Annotated in this window: 10 protein-coding genes, 1 tRNA gene and 1 pseudogene; 6 read left to right on the top strand and 6 right to left on the bottom strand. The window is 59.2% G+C overall.

Annotated features, from left to right (window positions below):
* Nucleotides 1–30 precede the first annotated feature (30 nt).
* Nucleotides 31–107: transfer RNA gene (locus ACILSL_RS15200), tRNA-Met, on the bottom strand.
* Between the two features lie 112 nt (nucleotides 108–219).
* Between ACILSL_RS15200 and ACILSL_RS15195 the strand changes: the two genes are divergently transcribed.
* From ACILSL_RS15195 to ACILSL_RS15170, 6 genes are all read left to right on the top strand, one after another.
* Nucleotides 220–1,038, top strand: coding sequence for a DUF1080 domain-containing protein (locus ACILSL_RS15195; protein WP_395732896.1), 819 nt, complete (start codon nucleotides 220–222; stop codon nucleotides 1,036–1,038).
* 257 nt (nucleotides 1,039–1,295) lie between these two features.
* The gene (locus ACILSL_RS15190) at nucleotides 1,296–2,363 is read left to right on the top strand and encodes a polysaccharide deacetylase family protein (protein WP_395732895.1); all 1,068 of its coding nucleotides are present in this window, start codon (nucleotides 1,296–1,298) and stop codon (nucleotides 2,361–2,363) included.
* The gene (locus ACILSL_RS15185; RefSeq protein ID WP_395732894.1) at nucleotides 2,360–3,616 is read left to right on the top strand and encodes a glycosyltransferase; all 1,257 of its coding nucleotides are present in this window, start codon (nucleotides 2,360–2,362) and stop codon (nucleotides 3,614–3,616) included. The genes ACILSL_RS15190 and ACILSL_RS15185 overlap by 4 nt, the downstream gene beginning before the upstream one ends.
* Nucleotides 3,613–5,364 (top strand): hypothetical protein, encoded by a 1,752-nt coding sequence (locus ACILSL_RS15180; RefSeq protein WP_395732893.1) that lies wholly within the window; start codon nucleotides 3,613–3,615, stop codon nucleotides 5,362–5,364. Before ACILSL_RS15185 ends, ACILSL_RS15180 begins: the two co-directional genes overlap by 4 nt.
* 8 nt (nucleotides 5,365–5,372) lie before the next feature.
* Complete coding sequence (locus ACILSL_RS15175) at nucleotides 5,373–6,599, top strand: GNAT family N-acetyltransferase (RefSeq protein WP_395732892.1); 1,227 nt, start codon at nucleotides 5,373–5,375, stop codon at nucleotides 6,597–6,599.
* A gap of 9 nt (nucleotides 6,600–6,608) precedes the next feature.
* On the top strand, nucleotides 6,609–9,074 hold the full coding sequence (locus ACILSL_RS15170) for an exopolysaccharide transport family protein (RefSeq protein WP_395732891.1): 2,466 nt from the start codon (nucleotides 6,609–6,611) through the stop codon (nucleotides 9,072–9,074).
* A gap of 6 nt (nucleotides 9,075–9,080) precedes the next feature.
* On the opposite strand, the gene ACILSL_RS15165 is transcribed toward ACILSL_RS15170, so the two are convergent.
* The 5 genes and pseudogenes from ACILSL_RS15165 to ACILSL_RS15145 form a co-directional block, all read right to left on the bottom strand.
* On the bottom strand, nucleotides 9,081–9,539 hold the full coding sequence (locus ACILSL_RS15165; RefSeq protein ID WP_395732890.1) for a PH domain-containing protein: 459 nt from the start codon (nucleotides 9,537–9,539) through the stop codon (nucleotides 9,081–9,083).
* Between the two features lie 34 nt (nucleotides 9,540–9,573).
* Nucleotides 9,574–10,044, bottom strand: a complete 471-nt coding sequence (locus tag ACILSL_RS15160; RefSeq protein WP_395732889.1) for a hypothetical protein — start codon at nucleotides 10,042–10,044, stop codon at nucleotides 9,574–9,576.
* Entirely contained in the window at nucleotides 10,041–11,027 is a 987-nt protein-coding gene (locus tag ACILSL_RS15155) for an ATP/GTP-binding protein (protein ID WP_395732888.1), read from the bottom strand. Before ACILSL_RS15155 ends, ACILSL_RS15160 begins: the two co-directional genes overlap by 4 nt.
* A 195-nt stretch (nucleotides 11,028–11,222) precedes the next feature.
* Nucleotides 11,223–13,966 (bottom strand): annotated as a pseudogene (gene acnA / locus ACILSL_RS15150) (aconitate hydratase AcnA).
* Between the two features lie 322 nt (nucleotides 13,967–14,288).
* Nucleotides 14,289–14,589 (bottom strand): hypothetical protein (locus ACILSL_RS15145; protein ID WP_395732887.1); only part of this gene is annotated, 301 nt, incomplete at its 5' end.

The following is a 14,589-nucleotide window of genomic DNA, read 5'->3' as shown; positions in this document are numbered from 1 at the left end:
GTAAACCGTTGATTTACAGGGCTTTGAGATTGGTTGCGGGAGTAGGATTTGAACCTACGACCTTCAGGTTATGAGCCTGACGAGCTACCGGGCTGCTCCATCCCGCGATTTGATGAGGGATTAGAATCGGCGGTCTCGCAGGATTGGCAACCTGTATTTACAATACTTCACATCTTGACCTGCAACATCCCCTGCGCCTTCTCGTTTGCAGCTTCCCGCATGAAACACACCGCTACAATCCTCCTGCTCGCTCTGGCGAGTTTTCCGGCCCTGGCTGCCGACTCCAAACCTGCTGCAGCAGACAAACCTTCGCCCATCGGCTACTCTGACACGCCGGTCATTCCTGGCACGAAGTGGAAGGTGCACGACATCGACCGCCCACGCCCGGCCCCCGTGGCTCCTGGCGAAAAGCCCGGCGATGCACCTGCCGATGCGATTGTGATCAATGCCGATGCGCTTCAGGCGAAGGAAAAGGACGCGAAGGGCAAGGAGACCGGGAAGATCATTCCCTGCCCCTGGCCGATCGACAGCGGGGTGATGATGATTTCCGGCGGTGACTGCTGGACGAAGCAGGAATTCGCCAGCTGCCAGCTCCACCTGGAATGGATGAGCGAGCCCAACACGAAGGGCAATTCCCAGAAAAAGGGCAATGCCGGGGTGTTTTTCATGGACCGCTACGAGTCCCAGATGCTGGACTGCGACAACAATCCCACCTATGCGGATGGCATGACGGGCGGTGTGTATGGCCAGACGCCCCCGCTGGTGAATGCAGTTCGTCCCGCCGGCCAGTGGCAGGTCTATGACATCGTCTTCACCGCGCCGAAGCTGGAAGGCGGCAAGGTGGTGGAGCCGGCCTACATCACCACCTTTGTGAACGGCATCTGCGTGCAAAACCACACGAAGATCATGGGACCGACGAAGCACAAGAACATCACTGACTACACGGGTGAATTCCCCGAAAAAGCACCGATCCGCATTCAGGATCACAAAAACGAGCCACCGGTGCGCATTCGGAACATCTGGATCAGGCCGCTCTGAAGCTGCAGAAAGCGTCTTTTTTTTTGAACTCACAAGGCCGGAGGTTGTCCCTCCGGCCTTGTTGTTTTTGTTAGGCAACAAAAAGTCAAAAGTAAGGAAAGCGTAAGAATGATACGGTATTTATGATAATTTCGTTGAAGTTAAATAAATCGTCACTTAAACTCCGCGCACTTGCCGTAAAATAATAATTACCATAACAATCATGCTTATCAGTCATCCGCTGCTGATGGGTCTAGCTTATCTTTAACCTTTTGATTATGCCGCTCGCTCTGCCCACGCGTTCCATCAAAGCCGCCGCCCTTGTAGGCAGTGGGCTGGCGTCGTTCTCGCGCACACGGCGCTCCTCTGAGGCCACGATTTTGACATTTCACGGCCTCAGTGAAAATACAAGGGATCGAGGCGTTCTCGACTGGTCATTGCATCTGCAGGTCGATGCTTTCCGCAGCATCTGCTCCATGCTGGCCAAAGAGTACCACGTGATTTCGCTGGCAGATCTCGTCGAAGCACGCAGCCAGGGTTCTGGCCTGCCTGACAACTCAGTCGTCATCACTTTCGATGACGGGTATGCATCCAACTACGAACTGGCATTCCCTATTTTGCGGGAGTTCGGGCTGCACGCCACGATCTTTGTCGCCACGGGTTTCCTTGACCGGGAGGAAATGTTCTGGTTTCAGCGTGCCGATCTGGCGCTCGGCCGCACGCAAAAGAACCTGCTCGACTGGAAGATTAATGGTAAAAACCTACGCCTCTACCTTGGTACTTACGAGCTGCGTCAGCAGTCCCTCAGGCAGCTGCTGCCAGAACTCAAGGAACTGCCGGACACCGATTTGCTGGGCGAGGTGGACCGCCTGGAGGCGGCGCTGGAGGTCAAAGCGCCTTCATTCGACGATCTGCCCAAGCCCATGCGCCCGTTGACGTGGGAGATGGCGTGTGAAATGTCCCTCAGCGGGCATGTGGACATCGGCGGTCATACGCACACGCATCCCATTCTGGCTCGTTGCGATGTCATGACCATGCGTGCGGAAATTGCCACCTGCCGTGATCGCATTCACGCCGAACTCGGTGAGCTGCCCTCTGCTTTTGCCTATCCCAATGGCGGGCCGGACGATTTTACCCGCGAAACACTCATGCTCGTGCGTGAAGCAGGGTTCAAAGCGGCCTGCACGACCATCAGCGGTCGCGTCCATGACACCGTCTCCATGTACCAGCTGCCACGCTACGGCTGTCCTGAAACCGTGGTGGAGGCGAAAGCCACGGTGTCTGGCGCGTTCGAAACACTCAAAGACTGGCGGCAGAGCTGCCTGAAAGCGATGTCGATGATATGAGGACGATCACGCTTGCCACAAGTCACACGCTGCCGCTGCCCATTCAGCAGCCGATGAGTGCCTTCGTGGCTGCGCCGACCCTGCCTGCGCCCGCACTCGACCGGCGCCCGGTGGTGCTGCACTTTGCCTACAGCATCGGTGGCGGTGGTGCTGAGGCGATGCTGATGAATCTGGCCGAATCGCTCGATCCGGCGCAGTTCCGCACCGTCGTCGTCGCCGTCAATGCCAAGCCCTGGGCACATCAGCTGAAGCGGCTGCAGGAGGCCGGGGTGGTTGTGCATGACCTCGAAAGCACCACCTACCTCAATCCACGCACACTCGCGAGACTGCACGCCGTGCTGCGCGCGGAGCGCCCCGACATTGTGCAAACATGGACTCATCACGCCGATCTTGTGGGCGGCTGGGCTGCACGGGTGGCTGGAGTGCGCAATATCGTCTGGAGCATCCACTGCCGCGAGATTCACCGCAATCCCGGCGACAGCGAAGGCAAGATGTCGCTCTTCCGCCGAGCGCTGGCCTGCAGCTCTCGATTTATTCCGCGGCGCATCATTTCCTGCTCTGCCGCAGCCATCGAAGACCACGCCGCCATTGGTTATCCGCGCGCCAAGATGCGCTGGATTCCCAATGGCATCAACGCTGAACGCTTTGTGCCAGATACGGACACCGGGCTGGACACGCGTGCCGAGCTGAAACTGCCACCTACAGCGCCGGTGATCGGATTCGTCGGGCGCTTTCATGAGATGAAGGATCTCGCGACCTTCCTGCGCGCAGCGGCCCTGCTCCAGACCCGGGTGCCGGAGGCACACTTTGTCTTGTGCGGCGGAGCTGAAGTCGAGCTGGGTGAAGTGGAGCGTGAGCTGCTGGCCATGCTGCCACAGCGTCAACAGGTGCGTTTTGATTCTTTCCGTGCCGACCCTTGGCGTTTGTATCCTGCACTGAGTGTGTTCTCGCTTGCCTCACGCACCGAGGCATGTCCGATGACCATCATTGAGGCGATGTCCTGCGGTGTGCCGTGTGTCACCACGGATGTGGGGGATTGCGGACGACTGCTGGAGGGTGTCGGGCAGGTCGTGCCCATGCAGGATCATTCTGCCCTGGCGAGAGCCTGGGAGCAGGCGCTGCAGCTTGGTGCGGCAGCGCGTGAAGAAATCGCCCGGAAGTCGCGCCAGCGGGTGCTGGAGAAATTTACCATCGCTCATGCTGCACGGCAGTATGCGGAAACCTACGCAGAGCTTTTGGAGGTGAAGTCATGAAAGCGCTTCTGCTGCTTCTGGTCTTGACCACCTGCGCGGCTGCCCAGCCGGTGAAAGTGTCGTTTTGCGATGGCATGACCCGCATTTCCCGTGACGGCGCAGCGCCAACGGCTGCCACGAACACTTTGTATGCAGCGCGCGGAGAGTGGGAGCCTCTGCAGATCATCGTCACCGCCACGCCGGAACAGCTCAAAACGATTCAGGTGATCGCCACGGGCATCGCGAAGAATGATTCAGACGACCTGCTGCCAGCCCCGAAGGTGCTGCGTGAGCACTATGTGCGCGTCTCCCAGTCCACGCCGCGGGCACCGCTGCCGCCGGGAGATTATCCGGATGCACTGGTGCCGCTGGACATGCCTGCGCAGGAGCTCAGCGGTACTGAGGTGGTGAATCAACCTTACTGGGTGGATGTCTTTGTGCCTTACACCGCAGCACCGGGGGCATACACCGGCGAAGTGCGGTTCGAGTTTGCCGATGGGATGAAAGCCATCGCCAGCTACACGCTCAACGTGTGGGATTTTGACCTGCCCGTGGTGCCGAAGCTGCGCACCTCGATCATGACCACAGTACGCCACGTCGCCCAGGTGCATGGCCTGGAGTATCATGACAACGCACCATCACTGGCGCATGCAGGGCTGCTCAATGCCTATTACGACCTGCTCGCCGAACATCGGCTCAGCGTGGATCAAATCTATGGCAGCTATCCTGACGCCAGCACCGGCAGGCTGGATGAAGACAAGGTGGAACGGGCGCTGAGAAAGCACCTGCTGCACAGGCATTGCAACAGCATCGGCCTGCCGATCTGGCCGAAGTGGCCGTTCAAAGATCCCCTGGGCGAAGATCGCGCTGCGGCGATGAGCTATGTCGCGCAATGGATGAAGCTGCTGGCCAAAATTCACTGTGAATCGCGCGGCTATGTGATCATGGGAGATCTCGATGAGCCGAACGACGAGGCGGCTTATGCCACGGTGCGCCGCTGGGGCGAGTTCTTCAACGAGGTGGAAAAAAAGCATGGTGTGCGTGTGCCGCTGCACGTCACCGAGCAGCCGACAGCCGAAAAGGCCGCGTGGGGTTCTCTCGTCGGAGCCGTGGACATCTGGGTGCCGCATTTCAGCGAAGTGTGGAAGGACATGGAATGGGCCGGCGGCAGGCATGACATCGCTCTGCGTCGTCAGGCAGGTGAGGAAGTCTGGGCCTATGCAGCGCTCGTGCAGATGCCGGTGGCGTGGGAAGAGCAGCATGGCAGGCCCGGGCAGCTCGCCAGCAGCTTTCCACCCGTGTGGGCGCTCGATTATCCCCCCATGGCGCATCGCATCGTCGGCTGGTTGCTGCCGAAGCACGGCATCACCGGATTGGATTACTGGGACACGATCTTTGCCGCTGAAGGGGTGGATGTCTGGCAGGATGCGGGCACTTTCAAAACGCCCGATGGTGCGACCTACAATGGTGACGGCTCCTACATCTATCCTGCCACGGAGAAACGCCAGGGCCGCCATGCTCCGGTGGCGTCCATGCGTCTAAAATGGCTGCGTGAGACGGTGGAGGACTACGATTACCTGATGCTGGCGCGTCTACTGGGCCTCGAAGATGAGGCACGCCGTTTGACGGCCGGTTTTGCGCGTGGTTTAGGCGACTGGGATGACAATTCAGGCGTACTACTTAAGGCGCGCCAGCAACTGGGTGCGCTGATTGAATCCGCCCAGCAACGCAAACAGACAGCCGCCGCGCCGACAGGAGGTGTCAAGTGACCACGACCATGTTTCCTCCCCAACCGCGCTGCACGGCCGCCCAATCCATTCCAGCCCCGCGTCGTGGCGTGCTCACCCTCGAGATCGTGCGCGACGAAGCGGGTTTCCATGCGCTGCAGCCTTTTTGGGACCCACTGGTCGAGCAAATGGCCACGCGTTCACCGTTCGTTCGATGGGACTGGATGAGCCTGTGGTGGGAGGAATGCCGTCAAGAGGCGCGGCTGGTCATTGGCGTGCTGCGTGATGCCGAAGGTATTCCGCAGGCCATTGCGCCGCTCATGCTCGCCTCTGAACCGGATTCGGTGCGCAAGCATCTCGTGACCCTGACCTTTCTGGCCGGGTTTGGAGATGCGCATGGCGAGCGGCTGGACCTCATCGTGCCCGCTGGCCGGGAGGATGAACTGACTCCCCAGCTCTGCCGCGTGTTCAAGATGCTGCGGTCTGAATGCGACAATGTCCGGCTCAATCATCTGCTCGAAGAATCTCCCAACAGGCCGCATCTCCTCGCAGCGCTGAAGGACTCATTCAGCCATGCCGGAGTGCTGAACCGCCAGATCACCCGGTATATCAACCTGCCTGCGTCGTGGGAAGACTACGAGGCACGCCACGGCTCCAAATGGCGCAATGTGCTGCGCCGCAGTCGCAGGGCTTTTACGGCAGAGCATGCAGGCATGGCCACGCAAGTGGGTGAGCGCATGACCATTGACGAAGCGATGAAGGAGTTTCGAGTGCTGCATGCCATGCAGTGGGCCGAGGGAATCAGCAGCTTCATTACGGACGCCTCCTGGCGTTTTCACCAGCGCCTGGCGGCGCGCTGGCTGCCGCAGCAGCGTGCATGGATGCCCTTGCTCGAAGCCGACGGCAAACTGGTGGCCGCACTGTACGGTTTCGTTGAGCGGGAGCAGTTTTTTCAGTATCAGTCGGGCTGGGAGAGGTCCCTGGCGAAGATTTCCCCTGGAAAGCTCGTCATTCGGTGGGCGGTTGACTGCTGTATTCAGCGCGGTCTGCAGGTGTATGACATGCTGCCCGGCGACTACGAATACAAACGCCAGTGGTGTGACGGTTCACGCTGGCTGCTCGATCTCGAAGGTTTCAATCCGGCAAGCTGGCGCGCCACCGCTTTTCGTGCTCTGCGTACCGTGCGCCGCTGGTTTCCCGGGTCCAATGCTTCAGGGGTGATCAGTTCCAACGATTCTCAGGAGGGGAATGAAACTGTTCCCCCTCCAGCTGCTTAATTCTTTCATATGGCCATTCCCTACAGCATTCAGCCCTCGAACGCCGCCCCACCGGACGGCTTTGGAGCGATGCTTGCCCTCCCACCAGCGCGTGGCTTGGTTCCAATGGCTCCATCCATGACCATGCCGGCGCATCCGGGCGTGTCACCGGTGTTTGATCCGCGTGCCTTCCTGCCGCCGGTCAATCCGCAGGATTTTGAGGTGCAGTCGCTCATCAGTCTCGTGGATGTCATCGGCTATATCCGCAAGCGCTGGCTGCGGGGTGCGGTGCTGGGCCTCATGCTCGCGGCATTGGCGTTTTACTACCTCGGCATGGGGGTGAAGATCTACGAGGCGGAGTCGCAGCTGCTGCTGCGCATTCAGGATGCCAGTCCCGTTGACATTGATGGCGCGGTCTCACGCGGCCCTGGGGAACTGAGCGCCGTGCAGCTGATCAACAACCACCGTGCGGAGCTGCTGTCCCGGCGCTACCTGAGTTATTTGTTCGACCACTTTCCGGCGAAGGAGCGTGATGCGTTTCTGGAGCGTGAGGCGAATTCCCTCAGCCGCAAGGACGAGCTGATGAAGCTGCTGGGACTGTACAAGCCGGGCAAGCCAGGTGATCCACGTGAACGGTTCATCAACCTGATGATCAGCAATGCGCGCGTGGAGCCGCTCAAGGAATCGCACGTGCTGCGGGTGCAGATTCGCGACCGTGATCCGCAGATCGCCGCCGATCTTGCCAATCACTACACGGAAGAGTACACCCGCTATGTGGCCGAGGAGGAAGGCCAGCTCAGCGCGAACGCCTCCACCTTCCTCGAAACCAAGTCTGCGGAGTTGCTGAAGAAACTGCAGGAATCGGAGCAAAAGCTCGCCGAATACCGCAAAAGCCAGGGGATCATGGAAGACATCGATTCCAAGGATGTCTCCAGCGACAAAGTGCGCCAGCTTAACGTCGCGATCACAGAGGCCGACCTCAAGCTCACCAAGGCGAAAAGTGATCTCAATGATCTGGTGGCTGCGCAGAAGGCGGGGCGTGACCTGACCGAACTTCGGCTGGTTGCCGACAACCCGGATGTGAATTTCATCCGCAAGCAGCTTGATGCAAAGATCGCCGAACGTGCGCCTCTGGAGGCCACCTGCGGCCGCAAACACCCACGCATGATCGGTCTGGCGAATGAAATCGAAACGCTGCGCGGGTCGCTGGCTCGTGCGATCAGCTCCGTGGGTGGGATGATCCAGGCCGAGGTGGAGTCCCAGGAGCGCCAGCTGGCCGACTACCGCCGTCAGCTCGAAGAAGCGCGTGACGTGGCGCTGGACGTCAATGGCAAGAATGTGCAGCAGAGCCTGCTGCGCGACCAGGTGCGGATGGACCGCGATCTCTACGAGAAAATCGAGATGCGCCGCAGCCAGGCAGCACTCACGGGCCAGTTCCGTGACAGCGGCCTGCTGCGTGTGGCGGATGTGGCAACGGTGCCGGAAAAACCTGTGAAACCGAGCAAGCCCATCGCCGCCTTGGCTGCCGTGATGCTGTTTGGTCTGAGTTTGATCGGCCTGCCAGTGTGCTGGGGGATTTTTGACGATCATGTGAAGAAGCTTTTCAGCCCCAAAGTGGCAAAGCCAGCGATGCAGGATCAAACGCAGCACACCGCGTATGGCTATGGCTTTCCGGCTCAGCAGGCGCCGCCGCGTGCTTCTCCGTTCGCCATTGCCAGCTCTGCAGTGCCGGCCTTGCCTGCCACGGAACGCCCGCCGCAGGTGATGAATCGTCCGCCGCCGCCGCCGCCGCAAACCCGTCAGATGCCGTTGATGAAGCCTGCCAATGGTGACACCACCATTCTGGCCCGTCTCCCCCGTGTGCGGGGATCCAGCCCGGAAGCCATGCTGTCGGAACTGCTGAAACCGGAACCCATCGGCGCATCAAGTGCGCTGCATCAGCTCACCAGCACGCTTGAACAACAAGCCATGAACCGCAGCCGCACTGCCGGGGTGATTCTCATCACGAGTGCGGGCACCGGAGATGGCAAAACGCTGGTGGCCGCCGCCCTGGCCGCCGCCTTCTGCCACCAAGGCCGCCGTGTGTTCATGATGGAGTGCAATCCATCATCGCCCACGCTCCACCAGTGGTTTCCGCGTGCCGTGCAGGGCTACGGCGCCTATGCCAGCAACCTGGAGGCGCTGCGCTACGGCCACAGCAATCTCTTCCTGCTGCCCGGCTGCGATCTGCCTGCGCACGCCACCAACGAACTGCTCGACGGCTACCGCAGCTGGATTGAGCGTGCGAAAACGGAAGTGGACTGGATTATTCTCGATGCCTCTCCGCTGCTGAAGAGTTTTGCCAATGTCGCTCCGCTGGCTCCGCTCGCGACGGATGTGCTCATCGTCAACAATCCCGCCAAAACCACACCCGCCCAGCTGCGTGCGGGGCTGGCCCTTCTGCAACCGATGATGTCATCGAGCGCGCTCCGTGGCATGATCGTGAATGGCGGATAATGCCCTTCAAGGCGCATGCTGTTGCCGCAAAGCGTTTATAAGCCCTCCAGGGTCGCTCACACTGAGCATGACGGTGTAGCCCTCCGTCGTCGGAATGCGCGCCACACGGGTGTGATCGGTCACGAAGAGCAGGCCTTTCTCGCCGTTGCGGAGTCTGAACCAACCTGAGGCATAACCGGGCAGCCCGACGCCATTGGTCCGCCATTTGGCCTGATGCTCCTTGTCCGTGCTGAGATTTGTTGTCACCGCTTGATCCAGCATGAGCGACTTCAGCGGGATCAATCGACCATACATGTCTCCCTGAATGCGGAGGCCGACGGGGGAGACGGTGCAGCTCACGTGCCGGGTGGACCAGGCGATGTACCCCATGAGCGCGGCGCTGAGCAGCAGCACCAGCGCAATGACAGCGAGAAACCACAGCGACTTGCCTGCGGCGGGGATGATGGGGAAGACGGCTTCAGTCATGATGACAAAAGCCGAATGAAGAATGACGAATCTATCAGGCAAGGCGGAGCCACTCGCCGAGCTTGGCGAGGTGGGGGCTGTTGGCTTTCACGCAGGCCTGTAAGTAGGCGATTAGGTGCTGACGGTGCTTTTTGGCTTCTTGATGGAGGCCGGTATGCTTTTCGGGCAAACGGTGGTCAGTGGGCTTGATACCGACAGCAGGACCGATGACGTAAAGCCAAGGTTCGAGATCTGGCTGGATTTCGATGAGATGCTTGCCCTCAGCAGGGTGTTTGGACAGCATGAGACCGAGTTTGGCGCTCTCTTCGATGATCTTGTATTGGCGGAGGTAAGGCGGAGGAGGCTGTCCTGGATCTTGGTCAATCAAACCAAAGTCCGTGGGCCGGTTGGAGTTGGACAGTCCTTTTGAGACACGTCCTTTGCCCGCATGGTGCGAAATTTGGCGGATGGGCTTCCCCAACGCTAGCATGAGAGCCTCGTCGTTGTCGCATTCAAGGTGGATCATCTCACTTCTGGCAGCAGCCGGTCGAAATTGAAGAAGGCATCCATGCGCCACTCCTTGAGCTGGTCGATCTGTTCCTGATTGAGCGGATAGGCCTTGGTCTCAAAATTTTCCATGCGGCAGAGAACAACGTTCAGGTCTTTTGCCGACGTCTTCGAGAGGAGTGAATCCAGCATGTAGGGGCTGTGCGTCGTCAGGAAGAACTGATTGCCGCGATCATCGAGCGCGATGCGCTCTGCGAGGGTCTTGGTGTAGGGCGGGAAAGAGTGGGCTTCGGGTTCGTCGAAAACGAGAATCTGTTTGTTGTTCGTCTCAAGTGCCAAACTGTAAAATATCATTCGCCGCAGCGTTTCTGAGCTCCCGTTATAGGGTAGAGAAATCAAAAAATCCTCGATCATCTTGGCGACCTTCAATTCTCTCCCCGACAAGTCGATGTTTAGTTTGAACCCTGTGTTCTGGAAGAAGGCCGAGGCTGTCTGACGAGCCGATTTATTTGAATAGAGCAAATTGAAGAGATTGTCACCAAAAGGTGCAGCCAGCGACTTTACGCCCTCACCTCTGAACTCCTCCAGAGGCTTAAAGAGGTAATAATTGATCGTTTCGGAAAAACGCGAGTCATTCAGGCCAATAGTATTGGGCAACACATCGAGTTGTTTCGTCAGCCGATAAGCTTGATGGCCATTGCCAGTTGGCTGCTGGAAGACGGCTACTATCTCTTGCGGCTCAATTTTGAAGAACAATGGGGACTCATTCAAAGTCACCCGAATGCTGTTATCTACATCCAGATCTAAATACAGATCAGTGAAGGAAGAAATCCTCAGAACTTCGCGAAAATTGGCAAGGCAGCCCGCAGACCGAAGGGCAAGCGACTCCAAAATGTTCGTCTTCCCCGCGTTGGGCTCCCCGATGAACACATTCACCCGGCGGCAATCGAGATCGAGTTCGCGAATGGATTTGAAGTTTCGAATGGAAAGCTTGTGGATCATGGAGGTGCCGTCAAAGACGGCGGGTAAGGGTCTGGAAACAGTAGCGCTCCGAGGGCGACCTCGGCAAGAGATTTACCGAGGGCTGCTTGGGGCGCGGAGTGGGGTGGGCAACGGTTCGTTCCGCGAGGGGCAAAAAGAAGGCCCCAAGGACCTGAGGTCGCTTGGGGCCGTGGAGGGATGGAGACGAGCTACGAATTACGCATTCGCGCGCAGGATCTGGGCGAGCACATACGGCAGGATGCCGCCGGCGCGGTAGTAGTCGATTTCGACAGGGGTGTCGATGCGAACGATGACGGGGACGTCGAAGCTGCTGCCGTCGGCCTTGTGGACGCGGAGGGTGGCTTCGCTCATGGGCTTGAAGTCGTTGCTCAGGCCCAGGAGGTCGAAGGTGGCATCGCTGAGGTCCTTGACCTTGTCGTAGTCAGCCTTGTCTTTGAAGTTGCAGGGCAGGACGCCCATGCCGACGAGGTTGCTGCGGTGGATACGCTCAAAGGACTTCGTGATGACGGCTTTGACGCCGAGCAGACGCGTTCCTTTGGCGGCCCAGTCGCGGCTGGAGCCCATGCCGTAATCTTCGCCGCCAAGGATGATGCTAGGCGTGCCAGCGGCCTTGTAGGCCTCGGCAGCGTCAAAGATGCTCATTTCAGTGCCCGCAGGCTGGAGGAGGGTGTCGCCACCTTCCTTGCCACCCAGCATGAGGTTCTTGATGCGCACGTTGGCGAAGGTGCCACGGGTCATGACGAGGTCATTGCCACGGCGGCTGCCAAAGCTGTTGAAGTCCGCCTGGGTGACACCGTGCTCAAGCAGGAAGCGGCCGGCCGGGCTGGCCTTCTTGATCGCACCCGCAGGGCTGATGTGGTCCGTGGTGACGGAGTCGCCGAAGATGCCGAGGGGACGTGCGCCCTTGATTTCGGTGATGTCTCCGGGAGTCATGCTGAAATCAGCGAAGAACGGCGGATGCTGGATGTAGGTGGACTTGCCGTCCCACTCGAAGACTTCGCCGATGCCGCCCTGGATCTCGTTCCACTTCGGATTCTGCGAAGCGAAGTCGGTGTAGAGCTTGCGGAAGACATCCGGGGAAAGCGCGGAAGCCATGGCGTCACGCACTTCTTTGAGCGTGGGCCAGATGTCCTTCAGGTAGACGCCGCTGCCGGGAACGAGCTCGTCCTTGCTCAGATCGATATCGACCGTGCCGGCGATGGCATAGGCGACGACGAGCGGTGGGCTCATGAGGAAGTTGGCCTTGATGCTCTGATGCACGCGGGCTTCGAAGTTACGGTTGCCGGAGAGCACGCTGGCAGCCACGACATCCTGGCCTTTGACGACGTCTTCGATGCCAGCGTCAAGCGGGCCGGAATTGCCGATGCAGGTGGTGCAGCCGTAGCCGACGGTCTGGAAGCCGAGCTTGTCGAGCTCGACCTGAAGGCCGGTTTTGGTGAGGTAATCGGTCACCACACGGGATCCTGGCCCGAGGCTGGTTTTGACCGCAGGCTTCACGGTGAGGCCCTTGGCATTCGCTTTCTTCGCCAGGAATAGCGGCGAGCATGACGCTCGGATTGCTGGTGTTCGTGCAGCTCGTGATGGCGGCGATGAGCACGCTGCCGTCGGTGATGCTGTCTTTGATGCCACCTTTGGAATCAACGGTGACTTCGTAGGAGGTCTTGTCGGAAACGACATCCACACCGGCTGCTGCGCCGGTGACATCGATGCCGTCCGCTTTGGAGGCGCCGAGGTGTTCGACGACCTGCGAGGTCGAAGCCTTGCCGGCCATGGCTTTCACATCGGCAGCGAGGAAGTTCATTGAACTTGGATTTCAAAGCAGGCACGCTGATGCGGTCCTGCAGGCGTTTTGGGCCGGAAACGCAGGGGACCACGGTGCTGAGGTCCATCTCCATCTCGGTGGTGAATTCGATGCTGCCTTTCTCCGTGGGGATGCCCCACATGCCCTGGGCCTTGTAGTAATTCGTGACCGTGGTGCAGAGCTCTTCGCTGCGGCCGGTGCCGCGCAGGTAGGCGATGGTTTCTTCATCCACGCCGAAGAAGCCCATCGTGGCGCCATATTCAGGAGCCATGTTGGCGATGGTCGCACGGTCGGTGACAGGCAGGCTGACAGCGCCGGGGCCATAGAATTCGACGAATTTGCCGACGACACCGAGCTTGCGCAGCTTCTGGGTGACTTCGAGCACGAGGTCTGTGGCGGTGACGCCTTCTTTGAGCGCGCCTTTGAGGTAAACACCCACGACTTCCGGAACAAGGAAGGTGACCGGCTGGCCAAGCATGCCTGCTTCGGCTTCAATGCCGCCCACACCCCAGCCCACGACACCGAGGCCGTTGATCATGGTGGTGTGCGAGTCTGTGCCGACGAGGGAATCGGGATAATACACGCCGTCTTTTTCGAGCACGCCCTTGGCGAGGTATTCAAGGTTCACCTGATGCACGATGCCGATGCCGGGAGGCACGACCTTGAAGGTGTCGAAGGCCTGCTCACCCCATTTGAGGAACTGGTAGCGCTCCTTGTTGCGCTCAAACTCCAGCGCGAGGTTTTGATTCAGCGCGTTCTGCGTACCGGCGAAGTCCACCTGCACGCTGTGATCGACGACGAGATCCACGGGCACGAGGGGCTCAACCATCTTCGGGTTCTTGCAGTTCGCACCAGCAGGCGCATGGCTGCCAGATCGACGAGAAGGGGAACACCGGTGAAGTCCTGCAGCACGATGCGGGCGACCCGGTGAGGATCTCGCCATTCACCCAGGTTCTTCGTTCAGGTTCGCGAGGTTTTTGACGTCGGCCTCGGTGACCTTCTTGCCATCCAGATTACGCAGCAGAGACTCCAGCACGATGCGGATGGACACTGGCAGACGGGAGACCTTACTACCGGCACCAGAGCAGGAAAATAGGTACCGGGCGCCGGAACCGGTGGTGGTGGTCGGTGTGTTCATTGGAATGGGGTAGCGACCAACGATGGGTAGCGGCCAACGAAATAGCGAACTGGAATAGCACCCTTTTTGACCTCCGTGACACCGCCTTGTTGATTCTGGAAACTGCCCGCCATACGGCTGTCAGGAACCTTGTGTGGAGGGGTGTGTAATAAGGAGTGGTGACAATGGGGATGGTTGTCTTTCCCGTGGCCAAACCTCCGTAGTCAATGCTGCCGCCCCAGATTTGTGCGCGGGATTGGAACGGCGCTGAGGGAATCACGTTATCTGGAGGTGCCGAGCCTCTACGTCTGCATGGCATCGAACTGCTCTAAATGAACGCTCCTTATATAGACTCCCATGTAATGAAGGCATTCCGTTGCTCAGCACATATCGGGTGGAACAAGGCTTTCTTGAGAAGGTGGAATGGGGAGGAAGGCGAAGTTTCGGACTTCTTGGCTCCAAAAACGGTCTGCATGGGCCTCATAGGCATGAAAAGTGAGAGATCGGGACCGCCGATGACCCCAAAATGGGCAGCCAATGAGGTTCTTTGGAAGGGAATTCGAAACAGAATGGCGCGCGCAGCAGAAAATTGAGCCGAAAAGCTCACGGGCACGCGAATTGCACGTTTCAGGAAATTAGGGCAG

Source organism: Prosthecobacter sp., assembly GCF_044222345.1.
In the GTDB taxonomy this organism is placed as follows: domain Bacteria; phylum Verrucomicrobiota; class Verrucomicrobiia; order Verrucomicrobiales; family Verrucomicrobiaceae; genus Prosthecobacter.
This window is presented reverse-complemented; position numbering and strand designations above follow the sequence as displayed.